Consider the following 15,809-nt stretch of genomic DNA (forward strand, 5'->3'; position numbering starts at 1 on the left):
AAGGCAATGAACCGCATCAAGGCCGTCATCTACGGCGTCGGAGCGATGAACTCCATCGCCACTCGCATGCTTCTGGACAAGGACGTCGACATCGTCGCCGCGATCTCCCGGAGCAAGGACAAGGTCGGCAGGGACCTGGGAGACCTGACCGGTCTGGGCAGGCAGCTGGGCGTCACCGTCACCGACGATGCCAAGGCGGCGCTCGCCGCCTCCGGCGCCGACGTGGCCGTGATCGCCGTCAACAGCTACATGGCCGACGCCGTCGAGCAGCTGCGCATCTGTGCGGAGGCCGGCGTCAACGCCGTGACGCTCTCCGAGGAGGCCCTCTACCCCTGGAACACCTCGCCCGAGATCACCGCCGAGCTCGACACGATCGCCAGGCGCACCGGGGCCACCCTCACCGGCACCGGGCACCAGGACACCTACTGGGTCAACATCGTGGCGATGATGATGGGCACCTCGCACCACATCGACCACGTCACCGGTCACGCCAGCTGGAACGTCGACGACTACGGCCCCGAGGTCGCGAGCGACCAGCAGGTCGGCAGGTCCGTCGAGGAGTTCGAGGAGTGGCTCAGGGGTGCCGAGCGTCCCCCGACGTTCGGGCGCAACGTCCTCGACGCCCTGGTCGCGGACACGGGCCTGACGGTCAAGTCCATCGCCTCGACCACCCGGCCCGACGTCGCTATCGGTCCGATGCACTCCCAGGCGCTCGACCTCGACGTGGACGCCGGGCAGGTCATCGGCTTCACCGACATCGACGAGATCCAGACAGAGGAGGGTCCGGTCCTCACCTTCGAGATGTCGGGCCGCGTCTACGGCGAGGCCGACGGCGACATCAACGAGTGGGAGATCCAGGGAGAGCCCGACCTCGTCCTGTCCAACGGCACCGTCCCGACGCAGATCACGACCTGCACCCAGATGGTCAACCGGATCCCGGACGTCATCAACGCCGAACCCGGCTTCGTGACCATCGAGAAGCTGCCTCGGCTGAAGTACCGCGCCTTCGGGCTCCACACCTACCTGACCGAGAAGGGCCGCTGATGAGCCCGGTCATCCTGGCCGCGACCGACACGTTCGGCGACCAGGTCAGCTCCGACGCCTTCACGCAGAACTTCTTCTACATCATGGCCGCGACCGCCGTGGTGCTCGGTCTGCTGGGGCTGGTGCTCGTCGACGTGGGGCTCGTGCGGCCCGTCAACGCCCTGTCGACGGCCGTGCAGAAGCTCGTTGCGTTCACGATCGGCACCGGGGCCTACATGGTCGCGGGGTTCGCGCTGTGGAACTACCAGTACAACAAGGCGTTCGCCGTCGACAACGGACTCTCGCAGGCCTTCAAGGACTGGTGGTTCGGGGGCACCTTCCTCAACGACTACGCGCAGAACATCGACTCCTCGGTTGCGCCCGGTGTCGGCAACTCGCAGATCTTCTTCGTCTTCCTCGCTGTCTACGGTGGCTTCGTGTGCGCCCTGGTGCACACGGCGGCGTCCGAACGGGTCCGCAGCGGGCCGTTCTACATCATGTCCGCCGCCATCGGCGGCGTGATCTATCCGGTCGTGCTCTGGCTGACCTGGGGGTCGACCAGCCCCCTGACGAACGCCGGCCTTCACGACTTCGTCGGGGCCTACAGCGCGTACATCTTCGCCGGCGCGTTCGGACTGGTGCTCACCATCAAGCTGAAGCCGCGGATCGGACTCTTCCCCAAGCCCGGGGAGACCGCGACCTGGGCACCCAACAGCGTGCCGATGGCGCTGTTCGGCGTGGTCGTGCTGCTGTTCGCCGCCCCGTTGATCGTGATGGGCTGTGGGTTCTTCGTCCCCGAGGACGGCTACTACGGCGTCTCGATGACGACCTCGGGCCTGGGCGTGGTCTACATCAACGTCTTCGTCTCCTTCGTCGTCGGAGGCCTGGTGGGCGCCGCGATCGCCTACCGGACCAAGAACCCGGTGCACGCGATCCTGGGCCCGATCTCCGCCTACGTCGCCAACACGACCGCGTTCGACGTCCTCAAGCCCTGGGAGACGGCGGTCGTCGCCGTCGCCGGACCGGTGGTCGTCGCGGTCGCCTACACCTGGGTCGGCAAGCGTGGGATCGACGACGGCAAGGTCTTCCCCCTGGCCTGTGCGGCGGTGGCCGGAGACATCCTGGTCGGCCTGATCGCCTGGGGCACCCCGACGGGGGGCTACTTCGGTCTCGAGGGCGACTTCGGGTTCCAGCACGCCGAGATCAACCTGTGGTGGCAGCTCGTCGGCATCGTCGTCACGATTGCGATCGGCGCGATCTCCGCTGCGCTGCTGGTCGGTGTCCTGGGGACCTTCATGCGGCTGCGCGTCGACCCGGAGGACGAGGTCAACGGCACCGACGCCGCCCGGTGGACGCCGCGTTCCACGACGACATCGTCGGCAGGTGGTCACCGGGTTCCGGAACCGGCACGGTAGCGCCGAGCACGACGGCGTCTGTCGGGGCTGGCGCCCTTCTGCTCCCTCGCGGGTGCGGGAGGGCGTCAGCCCTTTCGTCAGCCTTCCGGCTCGGCGACGGCGATCTGCCACTCCGACCAGTCCCCGACCGGCAGGACTTCCCGGTACCCGCCGGGGTCCTGGTCCGGCATGCGTAGGACCCTCTCGCCGGGCATCCAGCGGACGGAGTTGGTCGCGACGATCGTCCGGTCGCGGTTGACGACCACGGCGTCTCCCCGGAGCTGACACAGCTCGGTCGTGATGAGCTCCTCGGCGGCCTGGGCCATGAGGTCGACGGCCACGACGCCGAGGAAGGTGTCGCCCGCGACGACGGGCACCACGAGGGTGATGACCAGGGCGTCGGAGCCGGAGTAGTCCAGGTACGGACCGACCAGCGTCGGGCATCGCCGATGGTCGGTCCGGAGGTACCAGTCCATGTCGACGTAGTCGTAGGCCTCGAGGTCGGAGGTGTCGAAGTTGAGCCGGAGCCGCTTGATCGCATCGCCGCGTTGCTGGAGCCAGAGCATGTAGCGCGGGGCAGCGTCGACCGTCCCCGGAGCCGCGATGAATCCACTGCCGATGATGGCTGCCGACCCGTCGATGATCGATTCGACCTGAGGATTGAGGGATTCGACGGCCGACGAGGTCAGGGGGCTCTGGCCCGAGGCGTCGACCAGGTCGACCAGGGCCGTCGCGTAGCCGAGCAGCGGTTGCAGGCGCGCGTCGATCTGCTCCTGGATCCAGGAGCAGACCTCGTCGAGGCGAGTCCTGGTGGCGGCGCGTGGCCGGGTCATGCTTGCCCCCTCGTCGGTCGCGTCAGAGACAGGTACGTGGTCGTGAGTCGCCTCAGGTTGTTCGAGACGTGTTGCTTCGCCAGCGCTCCGGCGGTCTCGCTGTCCTCCTGGGCGATCGCGGTCGCGATGGCCAGATGCTCGTCGTGCTGGGCCTCGATCTCGTCGTCGGGGAGGTGGGAGGTCCACAGCAGGCCGATCGTCTCGGCCTGGATCGCCACCTCGTGGCGAGTCAGACGCTCCGAGCGCGTCGCTATCGCGACCTCGATGTGGAATCGGCTGTCGGCCTTCATCCGGTCGCTGCGGGTCGAGGCCACCCTCAACTGGTCCGCCAGTTGGAAGATGCGCTTGATGCTGGCCTCCGAAGCCCGCTCCGCGGCAAGGGTCGCGGCCGTGGTCGCGATCGCCAGGTGCTCGTCGGCGATGTCTCGAAGTGCCGTCGCCGACAGCCCGCGGAGGCGCGCGATGTCCGGCGACTCGTCCGGCTCGGCAGCGCGGCGCACGAAGGATCCGCCGGTGCGACCACGACGGGTCTCGATGAGTCCGCGCTCACGCAGGGTGGCGATCGCTTCGCGCAGCGTGACCGGGGAGACGCCGAACTGTTGGGCGAACTCCGCCTCGGGAGGCAGCCGCTCGCCGTCGGAGAGCAGTCCCAGTTGGATGGCCTCCGAGATGCGCACCGCGATCTCGTCGGCGCGACCGGCGGCGCCCAGGGGCGCGATCAGGATCGAATGCTCCGCGCCCATCGCCGCCCCTCCTCTCGCCCGATGCGGTGGCCAGGAGTCTAGCCCTCAATACGTCAGGTCTATATGTTTGCTCGATCCGTGAGCGGCGACGGGTCCGTCATCGGCGGATCGAGACGTCCTGGTGCGGAGTGCCGGATCGCCGATCGCTCGGCAGGAGGCTTTCCGCGACGTACGTCACAGGCCCCTGTCCAGACCGGTCGGCAACACCGGTCGGCAACAAGGTGTGCGGCCGTGCGGGTGAGGCTATGGTCCGGCCGCATGCGCAGACGCCCCTTCTCGCTGCTGGCCGCCCTCGTCGCGGCGGTGTTGGTCGTGACCCTGCCGAGCGTCGTGACGGCGCCGGTGTCGGCCGGTGCGCCGGCCACGAGCGGGAGCACGGTCACCATCGGAACGCTGGACGGGGTGCCGACGCTCGACTGCGGTACGGCGACCTGTACGGCGCTGCAGGTGTCCGGTCCGGCGACCACGCTGGTGCCGGTGGCGGGGACCCTCAGCCGGCTGCGGGTGCGGCACGGCGCGATCGCCGGTGGTGGCCTGATGACGACCGACGGGACCGTGCTGGTCCTGTCGCGGACCGGCACGTCGTACACGGTGGTCCGCTCGGCGCGCGTCACCTTCGCGCCCACGTCGAGCACCGACAGCACCAGCACCTTCGGCCTGAGCCTGCCGGTCGCGGCCGGGGACTACGTCGCCCTGCAGGTGACGGGTGCGGACGCCGAGTCGCGGCCGTCGTTCCTCGCAACCGGTGGCGCGGACGACGTGGCCGCGGTGCACGCCGGGGCGCATGCCGCGGGGACCATCGCGTACGCCGAGCGCCCGCAGCAGCGCGCCCTCGTCAGTCTCGACATCACCACCGCCGGCGGTTCCGGTGGCGGCAGTGGTGGCGGCGGCGCCGGTGGTGCCGGCGGTCCCGGAACGGACGGATCGGGGCAGGACGGGGCGAGCTGCGGAGCTCCGGCGCGGATGGCGCCCGACGCGGCGGCGTCCCGGACCGAGCTCCCAGTGCCGACGCGTCGGCCGGCCCCGCGCTGGAGCAAGCGCGTCGTCGGACGCGCGGACCGGATGATGGACGTCCAGCTCGGCTACGACCGGGGCGGCCGGCCGCACGTCGCCGCGCGCGGCGCGACGGGGTACGCGGTGCACTACTTCGGACCCGGTGGTGCCCGCACGCTGGACCGGACGATCGATCAGAACGACGGCGTCGGGATGTCGTTCGGCACCGACGGGCGTCCGGTCGTCGTGTGGGGGGAGCGGAAGCCCACCACCGTGGCGGGGCGGGTCGTCTACTGCCCGCGCCTGCACCTGGCGGTCCCCGGCGGCACGGCGCAGCTGCTGCGGGCGCTGCCCGCGTCGACGCGGTCCGCCTTCCTGCATCCCGAGGTCGAGCGGGTCGGCTCGCAGCTGCACCTGGCCTACGACGTCAACGGCCGCCTGGTGCACCACCGGCTGGACCAGGCGCCGGTGTCGCTGCCGGTGCAGGGGGTGCGCCGGATCCGGATGGCCTCCCACGGCGACCGACTTCTCCTGGGCGCCACCACGGGCAGCGGCCGGCTCACCGTCTTCGAGCGGTCGGGGGACCGGCCCTTCCGGGTGCTCGCCCGAGCCACGAAGGTCCACGACTTCGACGTCGCCTACGCCGGCCGGAAGCCGGTGGTGGCGTGGTCGGGCGGCACGGTACGCCGCCTCACGGTGCTCACCGACGGGCGCCGGATCGGCACCCGCACCCCTGCCGAGGCGGTCGCGCTCGCGACCGACGGGTCGCTGACGCACGTGGTCTTCTCGACGGTCGCGCACACCACCTGCGGCGTGATGGGCTGCCTCCACAGCGGCGTCTACCACGTCGGCCTGCGCGGCCGCCGCATCGTGGCCCGGCCGAGCGTGGTCCAGCGCGGCGCGAGCTCGCCGTTCCGGCTGGCCGCCGCCACGCACCGCGGACTGCTCGGCGTGGCGATGTCGCGCAACGGCGTGACCACGCTGCACCAGCGACGGTTCTGATCCGGCGCGGCCGGCGTGCTCGCGCCGGCTCGACGACGAAGGTGCTTGCGCCGGCCTGAGACGCTGGTGCCATGTCGAAACCCATGGATGCGTGGTTCGGCCAGGCCTTCGGGAAGGCGTGGCAGGACCGGGCCGCGGAGATCGGCCGGTTCAACCTGGCGATCTTCGGCAAGACCGGTGTCGGCAAGAGCACGCTCGTCAACGCGATCTTCGGCGCGGAGATCGCGGCCACCGGCATCGGCGAGCCCGTCACCCGGGCCGAGCACCTGTACCTGCACCAGAGCGGGACGCTCGGCGTGCTGGACACCCGGGGGCTCGAGGTCGGCCGCGACAACGACAAGCTCCTGGCGGAGCTGAAGGACTACCTGCGCGACATGCGGCGGCGTCCGCTGACGGAGCAGATCCACGTGGCGTGGTACTGCGTGCGCGCCGGCGACCGGCGCTTCGAGCCGACCGAGGGCGACTTCGTCCGCGCCCTGCACGAGCTCGGACTGCCGGTGATCCTGGTGCTCACCCAGGTGCCCCGCAGTGTCGGACCCGGGGGAGGCGGCCGCGTGCACCCGGACGCCGAGGCGCTCGCCGCCAGCATCGCCGCCCTGGACCTGCCGATCCAGGACGGGCTGATCCACTACACGATGGCGCTGGGCGACGAGTTCACCGGGCAGACGGCGTACGGCCTGCAGGAGCTCCTCGATGCCACCTTTCGCGGCGCGCCCTCGGGCGTTGCCCACGCGATCACGGCGGCTCAGCGGATTGACTTCGACCGCAAGCGCGAGCGTGCGGAGGCTGCGATCAAGGTGGCGACGGGCGCGGCGACCACCGCCGGGGCCTCCCCCATCCCCTTCTCCGACGCCGCCGTCCTCGTCCCCCTCCAGCTGACGATGATGGCCTCGATCGCGGTGACCTACGGGATCTCGATCGAGCGCTCGACGGCCGCCTCGATCGCCGCGACCGCCGCCGCGACCACGGCCGGGCGGTCGCTGGTCGGCAACCTGATCAAGTTCGTGCCGGGCGCCGGGACGGCGGTCGCGGGCACGATCAACGCCTCCGTGGCCGGCACCTTCACCTACGCGATGGGCCACGCCTGGCTCCGGGTGTGCGAGCGGCTCGCCCGCGGCGAGCTGCGGGCGGTCGGTGGCGCGCTGGACGGCGACTCGATCCACCGGGTCTTCATGAGCGAGTTCAAGGCACAGGCGAACCGGAGGAAGCTGTCGACATGAGCACGAGGTGGCAGCGGATCGCCCGCGCGCAGGCGGGCGACGACTACGCGGCGCGGTACGCCGAGCGGTTCCGGGCGCTGGCGGGGCGCGGGGGCGACGTCCATGGCGAGGCGGCGTTCGTGGCCGACCTGCTGCCACCGCCGGCGCGGGTCCTCGACGCGGGCTGCGGCACCGGCCGCGTCGCCGTACGCCTGGCGGAGCTGGGGTACGACGTGGTCGGCGTGGACGTCGACGCGTCGATGCTGGAGGTCGCGCGGGCCGAGGCGCCGCAGCTCGACTGGCGCCTCGGCGACCTCGCGACCTTCGACCTGGGGGCGACGTTCGACGTCGTGCTGGTCGCCGGCAACACGATCCCGCTGCTCGAGCCGGGCACGCTGCTCGACGCCTGCGAGCGCCTGGGCGCCCACCTGACGCCGGGTGGGGTGGTGGTGTGCGGCTACGGCCTCGACGCCGCGCACCTGCCGGGCGACTGCCCGCCGACCGACCTCGCCGAGGTCGACGCGGCGTTCGGGGTGCTCGGCCTCGACGCGGTGATGCGCTACGGCACCTGGGGCGGCGACGCGTTCGATCCGGTCGACGGCTACGCGATCACGCTCTACGCCGAGCCGCGACGGTGACCGCCCGATGAGGATCGTGGTCCTGACCGGGGCCGGGGTGTCGGCCGAGAGTGGGGTGCCGACCTTCCGCGACGCCGACGGGCTCTGGGAGGGCCACCGGGTCGAGGACGTCGCGACACCCGAGGCCTTCGAGTACCAGCCCTCGGTGGTGCACCGCTTCTACGACGCCCGGCGGGCGGCGCTCGCGACCGTGGACCCGAACCCGGCGCACCACGCGCTCGCCCGGCTCGAGGAGGCGATCGGCGACGACCTGCTCGTGGTGACCCAGAACATCGACGACCTGCACGAGCGCGGCGGCTCGACCCGCGTCGTGCACATGCACGGGCGGCTGCGCTCGGCCTGGTGTCGTGCCTGCGACGGGCGCACCGACTGGCACGACGACCTCGCGGACCATCCGCCGTGCCCGCGGTGCGGCGTGACCGAGCTGCGGCCCGACGTGGTCTGGTTCGGCGAGATCCCCTACGAGATGGACCGGATCTCCGCCGCCCTCGACCGGGCCGACGTCTTCGTCTCGATCGGCACCTCGGGTGCGGTCTATCCCGCCGCTGGCTTCGTGCAGTACGCCGGCGGGCGCGGTGCGCACACCGTCGAGCTCAACCTGGAGCCCAGCGCCGGATCCGCCCTCTTCGCCGAGGCCCGGCAGGGTCCGGCCTCCGTGCTCGTGCCGCGGTGGGTCTCCGAGGTCCTGGGCTCCTGACCTCGGGTCCGGCCGGCGGCGTCGCCGGTGTCGTCGGCGTCCGGGTGCGAGGATCGCCAGGCCCACGGTGGTTGAGGTGCGAGGGCCGCCAGGCCCGAGCCTCGAAACCCCCGGTGTGACCGGGCCCTCGTCTAGGCCGCGGAGTAGTCGGTAGCCAGTGCCGGTTCGCCGATGAAAGGGTGGACGCCATGACGATCAAGGTGAGCATGGGACTGGCGGCACTCGGGCTCGGGGCGGCCCTGCTGACGGCCTGCGGTGGGGACGACGGCAGCGGTGGCGACTTCGAGGGCCAGTCGGCCGACAAGATCGTCGAGCGCGCCAAGAAGGACATGGAGGGCCTCGACTCGGTCCGGGTCGCGGGATCGGTCAGCACCGGTGGCCAGGAGATCGAGCTCGACATGCAGCTCAACACCGACGCCGACTGCACCGGCACGCTCGGGTTCGGCGGGGGCACGACCGAGCTCCTCGGCACCGGCGGATCGGTCTGGATGAAGCCCGACGAGGCGTTCTGGACGTCCTTCGCCGGCGACAACGCCGAGCAGGTCATGAGCCTGGTCGCCGACAAGTGGGTGGTCGTGCCCGACGGCGAGGACGGCTTCGCGGAGCTCTGCGACCTCGACGAGCTGCTCGACGAGCTGATCGCGGGCGACGACGACACGACGTACTCCAAGACCGGCGACGACGAGATCGACGGCGACAAGGTGCTCGCCATCGAGAGCAAGGACGACGAGGGCACCTCGACCGGCTACGTGCTCGTCGACGAGCCGCACTACCTGGTCAAGGTCGAGAAGACCGAGGGCGACGAGCCCGGGTCGGTGACCTTCAGCGACTTCGACGAGTCGGTGGACGTGCAGGCCCCGAGCGACAGCGAGGTCGTCGACCTCAACTCGCTGGGCTGAGACCGGGACCGACGACCGCTCCCACGTGCGGCGGGAGGCTCAGCCTCCCGCCGTCGTGCGTTGCGCCCCCGCCCGTCTCGAGCAGCAGGCCACCCCGCGCGGCGAGGGCGACGACTCCCTCGCCCAGGTTGAGCGCGACGAGCAGCGGACCGCGGCGCAGGGTGAACAGCCGGGTCTCCTCGTCGACGGTGCAGCGCACGGAGCCGAACGACGGGTCGGTGAGCTCCGGCCGCTCCCGGCGCAGTCGCCCGAGCCGCCGGTAGAGATCGAGCAGCCGCGCGTGCCGCCCCGAGCCGGTCTCCGACCAGTCGAGCTTCGATCGCTGGTACGTCGCGGGGTCCTGCGGGTCGGGCACGACCGCCGGGTCCCAGCCCATCCGCGCGAACTCGGCGATCCGGCCCTCGGCGGTCGCCCGGCCCAGCTCCGGCTCGGGGTGCGAGGTGAAGAACTGGAACGGCGTCGACGCCGCCCACTCCTCGCCCATGAAGAGCATCGGGGTGAACGGCCCGAGCAGGGTCAGCATCGCCGCGCAGCCCAGCTGGTCGTCGTCGAGCACCTCGGTGATCCGATCGCCACGCGCGCGGTTCCCGATCTGGTCGTGGTTCTGGCTGCACACGACCAGCCGCCAGGTCGGCGTCGTGGCCGTGTCGATCGTGTGGCCGTGGGCGCGCCCGCGGAAGGACGAGAACGTGCCGTCGTGGAAGAACCCGCGCTCGCAGACCTTCGCCAGCGCCGACAGGGGCGCGAAGTCGGCGTAGTAGCCGCTCGTCTCGCCCGTCAGTGCGACGTGGACGGCATGGTGGAAGTCGTCGCTCCACTGGGCGTCCAGGCCGTAGCCGCCGGCCTCCCGCGGCCGGATCAGTCTCGGGTCGTTGAGGTCGGACTCCGCGATCAGCGTGAGCGGTCGGCGCTGGTGGGCCGACAGCGCGGCCACCTCGACCGCCATCTCCTCGAGCAGGTGGGTGGGCGAGGAGTCGCTGAGCGCGTGCACGGCGTCGAGCCGCAGGCCGTCGACGTGGTAGTCCTCGAGCCACATCCGCACGTTGTCGAGGACGTAGCGCCGCACCTCGGCCGAGCCCTCCCCGTCGAGGTTGACCAGCTCGCCCCAGGTGTTCGTGCCCTCCTTGAGGTACGGCGCGAAGTCGGGGAGGTAGTTGCCCGACGGGCCGAGGTGGTTGTAGACCACGTCCTGGATGACGCCGAGCCCGGCGGCGTGGCAGCCGTCGACGAACCGCTGGTAGCCCTCCGGCCCGCCGTACCCTTCGTGCACGGCGAACCAGCCGACCCCGTCGTACCCCCAGTTGTGGGTGCCGTTGAAGGCGTTGACCGGCATCAGCTCGACGAGGTCGACCCCGATCGAGCGAAGGTGGTCGAGCCGGCCGAGGGCGGCGTCGAAGGTCCCCTCGGGTGTGAAGGTCCCGACGTGCAGCTCGTAGACGACCGAGCCTGCGAGCTGCCGCCCCGTCCAGGCCTGGTCCGTCCAGGTGTACGTCGTGCGATCGCGTCGCGAGAGCTCGTGGACCCCGCCGGGCTGGCGGCGCGAGCGCGGATCCGGCCGTGGGTCGGGGTCGTCGTCGAGCAGGTAGCCGTAGTCGACGTACTCGTCGTCGGCCGTCGGCGGCAGCGGCTCGGCCGGCGTCCACCAGTCGTCGGCGCCGCGCCTCATCTCGATCACCGATCCGCCGGCGTTGTCCCCGCACAACAGCCGCACCCGATGCGGCCGCGGCGCCCAGACGTCGAAGGCACCTCGGCTCATCTCAGTCCTCCCGGACCAGCAGGGCGACGGGGTGCGTGGCCAGCAGGTCGCTCAGCGGGACGGTGGTTTCGAGGCTCGTCGCTGGCGCTCCTCGCACCTCAACCGCCGGCTCCGGTGGTTGAGGTGCGAAGGCGCCCTGGCGCCTGAGCCTCGAAACCACCGTGTGCCCCGTGAGCACGTCGTGCCAGCGCCCGGCGGGCAGGTCGAGCGTCGTGTCGCCCCAGCCGCCCCGCAGCCCGAGGCCGACCGGCAGCCGGGTCGCGACGGTGACGGCGCCGCCGCGGTCGAACGCGAGCACGTGGTCGGCCGCGGAACCGCGCGCCAGCACGGGGGCGTACGACGTGAACAGCTCGGGTCGCTCGCGTCGCACGGTCAGCGCGGTGCAGGTGACGTGGAGCTTCGTGGCGGCGTCGTCCCCGGCCGTGCCGGCGAGCACGGCCGCCCGGTGGTCGAAGTCGACCGGGCGCCGGTTGTCGGGGTCGACGAGCGAGGTCTCCCACAGCTCGCTGCCCTGATAGACGTCGGGCACCCCGGGCATGGTGAGCGCGATCAGCTTGGCCGCGAGGGAGTTCGAGCGGCCGGGCTCGTCGACGTGGGTGCAGAGGTCGGTGAGCACCCGCTCGACGTCCGGGGAGGTGAAGATCGCGTCGACGGCGGCGTGTACGGCCGACTCGTAGGCCTCGTCGGGATCGGTCCACGTGGTGTGGTCGCCCGCCTCGCGCATCGCCTTCTCGGCGTACCGGTGCAGGCGCGCGGGGGAGGCCGGCCAGGCGCCGAGCACCGCCTGCCAGAGCAGCGAGCCGAACCCGGGGTCGGGCACCGGCGCCAGGCGCAGCAGCTCGTCGAGGGCCGCGGACCACACGTCGGGCAGCTCGGCGAGCACGGTGATCCGGGCGCGCACGTCCTCGCCGCGCTTGGTGTCGTGGGTCGACAGCGTCGTCATCGCGAGCGGCCGGTCGCGCTGGCGCAGCGTCATCGCGTGGTGGAAGTCGTCGACGTCGACGGCGAAGATCGAGGGGTCGCCGCCGACCTCGTTGAGCGAGGTGAGCCGCGACCAGCGGTAGAAGGCGCAGTCCTCGACGCCCTTGGCCATCACCATGCCGCTGGTCTGCTGGAAGCGTCGGGCCGGCTGCGTCCACGGGTCGGAGAGCAGCGGTTCGAGGACGTCGAAGGCCCGGGAGTCCACGTGCTGAGTGTTGATCCGGGCGGTCTCGAACGCCTGGTCGAGGTGCTCGCGGCCTTCGGGGAGGTAGGAGCGATAGACCGGGAACGCGGCGAGCAGGTGCGCGACGGCGTACTCGAGCTCGGCCGCCGGGACCGAGTCGTCGAGGTGCCGCACCTCGCGGACGATCCGCCGCACCTCCGCGTGCAGGATGCCGTTCGCGACCTCGAGCTTGCGGGCGAGCACGAACGACGGCCAGTGGATCTCGCCGCCGCGCAGTCGCGCCTCCAGCGCGTCGAGCGGGCCCTGCCCGTCGGGATCGGTGAGGACGCGGTCGACCAGGGCCAGTGCGTCGTAGCCGGTGGTGCCTGCCGTCGCCCAGGACGACGGCAGCGTCTCGCCCGCCTCCAGGATCTTCTCGACGAGCACGTAGGCACCGCCGGTGAGGGCGGCCAGGTCGTCGAGGTAGCGCTTCGGGTCGCGCAGCCCGTCGGGGTGGTCGACCCGCAGCCCGTCGACCAGCCCCTCGTCGAACCAGCGCCGGATCTCGACGTGCGTCTCGGCGAAGACCTCGGGGTCCTCGACGCGTAGGGCGGCGAGCGTGCTGACCGCGAAGAAGCGGCGGTAGTTGAGGTTGTCGTCGGCCTCGCGCCAGTTGACGAGGCGGTAGTGCTGCTCGTCGTGCGTGCTCGTGCCGGGTGCGAGCGGGAACCGGTGGTCGCGGTAGTGGAGGTGGCCGTCCCGCACCTCGATCGCCTGCTCGTCGCCGTCGCCGACGACCGGGATCAGGATCTTGCCCCCGCCCGCCGCCCAGTCGACGTCGAAGGCGACCGCGTGCTCGGACTCCCGGCCGAGCCGCAGCACGTCCCACCACCACGGGTCCTCCTCCGGCGTCGCGACGCCGACGTGGTTGGGCACGATGTCGACGAGCACGCCCATGCCCAGCCGGCGCGCCTCGGCCGACAGCGCGGCGAGGCCCGCGGGCCCGCCGCGCTGCGGGTCGACGTGGTCGAACGCGACGACGTCGTACCCGTGCTGACTGCCGGGCTCCGACGCGAGCAGCGGGGAAAGGTAGACCCAGTCGACGCCGAGGTCGTGCAGGTACGGCAGCCGCCGTGCGGCCTCGAAGAGGTCGAAGTCGGGCGTGATCTGCAGGCGGTACGTCGAGACAGGCACCCTCATGGCCTCAGGCCTTCCGCGCCTGCGCGACCGACGCCGCCACGGACAGGTCCGGCTCGACCGCGGGCTCCCGGTGCTCGCGGAGCACGACCATGCTGCGCGTGGGGATCGGGAACGTCTCGCCGGCGGCGAACGTGCCGTCCTCGTCGGCGGATCCGCCGGTGTCGACGATCACGTCCCAGGCGTCGGCGTACTCCTCGGGTGGGAGCGTGACCGTCGCCTCGCCGTCGGCGTTGAAGTAGAGCAGGAAGTGGTCGTCGACGATCTGCCGTCCGCGCTCGTCGCGACCGGCGATGCCGTGGCCGTTGAGGTACATGCCGAGCGCCTGCGCCCCGCCCTGCCAGTCGTCGTCCTCCATCGGTCGCCCGTCGAGGTGCAGCCAGACGATGTCGTTGAGCCGGTCGCCGTCGCCCCCGTCGGGCACGCGCACCGTGTCGCCGGTGAAGAAGCGCTTGCGCCGGAACGTCGGGTGCTCCCGGCGCAGCCGGGAGACGGCCGCGGTGAACTCGACCAGCGGCTGGTCCGCGTCGTCCCAGTGCACCCACGAGAGCTCGTTGTCCTGGGCGTAGGTGTTGTTGTTGCCCTGCTGGGTGCGGCCCAGTTCGTCGCCGTGCAGCAGCATCGGGACTCCCTGGCTGAGCAGCAGCGTGGCGATCAGGTTGCGCTGCGACCGGGAGCGCGCCGCGAGGATCTCAGGATCGTCGGTGGGGCCTTCGACGCCGTGGTTCCACGAGCGGTTGTGGCTCTCGCCGTCGTTGTTCCCCTCGCCGTTGGCGGCGTTGTGCTTCTCGTCGTACGACACCAGGTCGCGCAGCGTGAAGCCGTCGTGTGCGGTGACGAAGTTGATGCTCGCGACCGGGCGCCGGCCGGAGTGCTCGTAGAGATCGGCGGAGCCGGCGATCCGGGACGCGAACTCCCCGAGGGACGGCTCGCCACGCCAGAAGTCGCGGACGGTGTCGCGGTACTTGCCGTTCCACTCGGTCCACTGCGGCGGGAAGCCGCCGATCTGGTAGCCGCCGGGGCCGATGTCCCAGGGCTCGGCGATCAGCTTCACCTGGCTGACGACCGGGTCCTGCTGCACGAGCTCGAAGAACGTCGAGAGCCGGTCGACGTCGTAGAACTCCCGGGCCAGCGTCGACGCGAGGTCGAAGCGGAAGCCGTCGACGTGCATCTCGGTGACCCAGTAGCGCAGCGAGTCCATGAGCAGCTGGAGCGAGTGCGGGTGCCGGACGTTGAGGCTGTTGCCGGTGCCCGTGTAGTCCATGTAGTAGCGCTGGTCGTCCTCGACCAGGCGGTAGTACGCCGCGTTGTCGATGCCCTTGAAGCTCAGCGTCGGGCCGAGGTGGTTGCCCTCCGCCGTGTGGTTGTAGACCACGTCGAGGATGACCTCGATGTCGGCGGCGTGCAGCGCCTTGACCATCGCCTTGAACTCCTGCACCTGCTGGCCCAGGCGCTCCTCGTCGCGCGCCATGGCGGAGTAGTCGGCGTGCGGGGCGAAGAAGCCGAGGGTGTTGTAGCCCCAGTAGTTGCGCAGTCCCTTCTCGAGCAGGGTGCTGTCCTGTACGAACTGGTGCACCGGCATCAGCTCGATCGCGGTCACGCCGAGCTTGGTCAGGTGCTCGATGACGGCCGGGTGCGCGACGCCGGCGTAGGTGCCGCGCAGGTCCTCGGGCACGTCGGGATGGAGCGCGGTGAGGCCCTTGACGTGGGCCTCGTAGACGACCGACTCGTTGTAGGGGTAGTCGAGGCGCCGGTCGCCCTCCCAGTCGAAGAACGGGTTGATGACCACGCCGTACGTCATGTGCGGCGCGGAGTCGTCGTCGTTGCGGGAGTCGGGATCGCCGAAGTCGTAGGAGAAGAGCGCCTGGTCCCAGTCGATCTCGCCGGCGGTCGCCTTGGCGTACGGGTCGAGCAGCAGCTTGGCCGGGTTGCCGCGCTGACCCTGCTCGGGCTCCCAGGGGCCGTGCACCCGGTAGCCGTAGCGCTGCCCGGGCTGGACGCCGGGCAGGTAGCAGTGCCACACGAAGGCGTCCACCTCGGTCAGCTCGACCCGAGTCTCCGTGCCCTCCGCGTCGAAGAGGCACAGCTCCACGCGCTCGGCGACCTCGCTGAACAGCGCGAAGTTGGTGCCGCTGCCGTCGAACGTCGCGCCCAGCGGGTAGGCCTGACCCGGCCAGCACTCCACCCTGTCCACCGCCTGGTCCACCGCCTGGTCCACCGCCTGGTCCACCGCCCGTCGGCCGCTGCTTGGAACGATCGAAGCACACGTACCCCGCCCGCGGGAGGGCCGA

Annotated in this window: 12 protein-coding genes; 7 read left to right on the forward strand and 5 right to left on the reverse strand. The window is 71.3% G+C overall.

The annotated features are described in order from the left end of the window. Positions 1-6: 6 nt before the first annotated feature. Entirely contained in the window at positions 7-1,044 is a 1,038-nt protein-coding gene (locus FHU40_RS11235) for an NAD(P)H-dependent amine dehydrogenase family protein (RefSeq protein ID WP_183592434.1), read from the forward strand. Beyond that, the gene (locus tag FHU40_RS11240) at positions 1,044-2,438 is read left to right on the forward strand and encodes an ammonium transporter family protein (RefSeq protein WP_183592435.1); all 1,395 of its coding nucleotides are present in this window, start codon (positions 1,044-1,046) and stop codon (positions 2,436-2,438) included. The genes FHU40_RS11235 and FHU40_RS11240 overlap by 1 nt, the downstream gene beginning before the upstream one ends. 77 nt (positions 2,439-2,515) lie before the next feature. Here FHU40_RS11240 and FHU40_RS11245 read toward each other — a convergent pair whose 3' ends face one another. Together FHU40_RS11245 and FHU40_RS11250 are read right to left on the reverse strand one after the other, a co-directional pair. Further along, on the reverse strand, positions 2,516-3,250 hold the full coding sequence (locus FHU40_RS11245; RefSeq protein WP_183592436.1) for a cache domain-containing protein: 735 nt from the start codon (positions 3,248-3,250) through the stop codon (positions 2,516-2,518). Further along, a complete protein-coding gene (locus FHU40_RS11250; RefSeq protein WP_183592437.1) occupies positions 3,247-3,993 on the reverse strand; it encodes a FadR/GntR family transcriptional regulator in 747 nt (248 codons plus the stop codon). Before FHU40_RS11250 ends, FHU40_RS11245 begins: the two co-directional genes overlap by 4 nt. A 258-nt stretch (positions 3,994-4,251) precedes the next feature. Here FHU40_RS11250 and FHU40_RS11255 point away from each other — a divergent pair, with 258 nt between their 5' ends. From FHU40_RS11255 to FHU40_RS11275, 5 genes are all read left to right on the forward strand, one after another. After that, entirely contained in the window at positions 4,252-5,988 is a 1,737-nt protein-coding gene (locus FHU40_RS11255; protein ID WP_183592438.1) for a hypothetical protein, read from the forward strand. A gap of 71 nt (positions 5,989-6,059) precedes the next feature. Continuing rightward, the gene (locus tag FHU40_RS11260) at positions 6,060-7,208 is read left to right on the forward strand and encodes a GTPase family protein (protein ID WP_221199813.1); all 1,149 of its coding nucleotides are present in this window, start codon (positions 6,060-6,062) and stop codon (positions 7,206-7,208) included. Beyond that, a complete protein-coding gene (locus FHU40_RS11265) occupies positions 7,205-7,825 on the forward strand; it encodes a class I SAM-dependent methyltransferase (protein WP_183592439.1) in 621 nt (206 codons plus the stop codon). Before FHU40_RS11260 ends, FHU40_RS11265 begins: the two co-directional genes overlap by 4 nt. Positions 7,826-7,832: 7 nt before the next feature. Then, positions 7,833-8,522 carry an NAD-dependent deacylase gene (locus FHU40_RS11270; RefSeq protein ID WP_183592440.1) on the forward strand — a complete coding sequence of 230 codons (690 nt, stop codon included), beginning with the start codon at positions 7,833-7,835 and terminating at the stop codon, positions 8,520-8,522. A gap of 188 nt (positions 8,523-8,710) precedes the next feature. Next, positions 8,711-9,421, forward strand: coding sequence for a hypothetical protein (locus FHU40_RS11275; RefSeq protein WP_183592441.1), 711 nt, complete (start codon positions 8,711-8,713; stop codon positions 9,419-9,421). Here FHU40_RS11275 and treZ read toward each other — a convergent pair. The 3 genes from treZ to glgX are packed head-to-tail and all read right to left on the reverse strand — an operon-like array spanning position 9,405 to position 15,703. Next, complete coding sequence (treZ, locus tag FHU40_RS11280; protein WP_183592442.1) at positions 9,405-11,177, reverse strand: malto-oligosyltrehalose trehalohydrolase; 1,773 nt, start codon at positions 11,175-11,177, stop codon at positions 9,405-9,407. The two genes, FHU40_RS11275 and treZ, sit on opposite strands and share 17 nt — an antisense overlap. A 1-nt stretch (position 11,178) precedes the next feature. Then, positions 11,179-13,521 carry a malto-oligosyltrehalose synthase gene (gene treY, locus FHU40_RS11285; RefSeq protein WP_183592443.1) on the reverse strand — a complete coding sequence of 781 codons (2,343 nt, stop codon included), beginning with the start codon at positions 13,519-13,521 and terminating at the stop codon, positions 11,179-11,181. A gap of 4 nt (positions 13,522-13,525) precedes the next feature. Beyond that, positions 13,526-15,703 (reverse strand): glycogen debranching protein GlgX, encoded by a 2,178-nt coding sequence (gene glgX, locus FHU40_RS11290; RefSeq protein ID WP_183593754.1) that lies wholly within the window; start codon positions 15,701-15,703, stop codon positions 13,526-13,528. Between the last annotated feature and the right edge of the window lie 106 nt (positions 15,704-15,809).

The organism is Nocardioides soli (assembly GCF_014191495.1).
Classification (GTDB): Bacteria; Actinomycetota; Actinomycetes; order Propionibacteriales; family Nocardioidaceae; genus Nocardioides; species Nocardioides soli.

Coding starts and splice junctions, on each gene's coding strand:
- FHU40_RS11235 (WP_183592434.1), top strand. CDS start 7: ATGAACCGCATCAAGGCCGTCATCTACGGCGTCGGAGCGATGAACTCC.
- FHU40_RS11240 (WP_183592435.1), top strand. CDS start 1,044: ATGAGCCCGGTCATCCTGGCCGCGACCGACACGTTCGGCGACCAGGTC.
- FHU40_RS11245 (WP_183592436.1), bottom strand. CDS start 3,250: ATGACCCGGCCACGCGCCGCCACCAGGACTCGCCTCGACGAGGTCTGC.
- FHU40_RS11250 (WP_183592437.1), bottom strand. CDS start 3,993: ATGGGCGCGGAGCATTCGATCCTGATCGCGCCCCTGGGCGCCGCCGGT.
- FHU40_RS11255 (WP_183592438.1), top strand. CDS start 4,252: ATGCGCAGACGCCCCTTCTCGCTGCTGGCCGCCCTCGTCGCGGCGGTG.
- FHU40_RS11260 (WP_221199813.1), top strand. CDS start 6,060: ATGTCGAAACCCATGGATGCGTGGTTCGGCCAGGCCTTCGGGAAGGCG.
- FHU40_RS11265 (WP_183592439.1), top strand. CDS start 7,205: ATGAGCACGAGGTGGCAGCGGATCGCCCGCGCGCAGGCGGGCGACGAC.
- FHU40_RS11270 (WP_183592440.1), top strand. CDS start 7,833: ATGAGGATCGTGGTCCTGACCGGGGCCGGGGTGTCGGCCGAGAGTGGG.
- FHU40_RS11275 (WP_183592441.1), top strand. CDS start 8,711: ATGACGATCAAGGTGAGCATGGGACTGGCGGCACTCGGGCTCGGGGCG.
- treZ (WP_183592442.1), bottom strand. CDS start 11,177: ATGAGCCGAGGTGCCTTCGACGTCTGGGCGCCGCGGCCGCATCGGGTG.
- treY (WP_183592443.1), bottom strand. CDS start 13,521: ATGAGGGTGCCTGTCTCGACGTACCGCCTGCAGATCACGCCCGACTTC.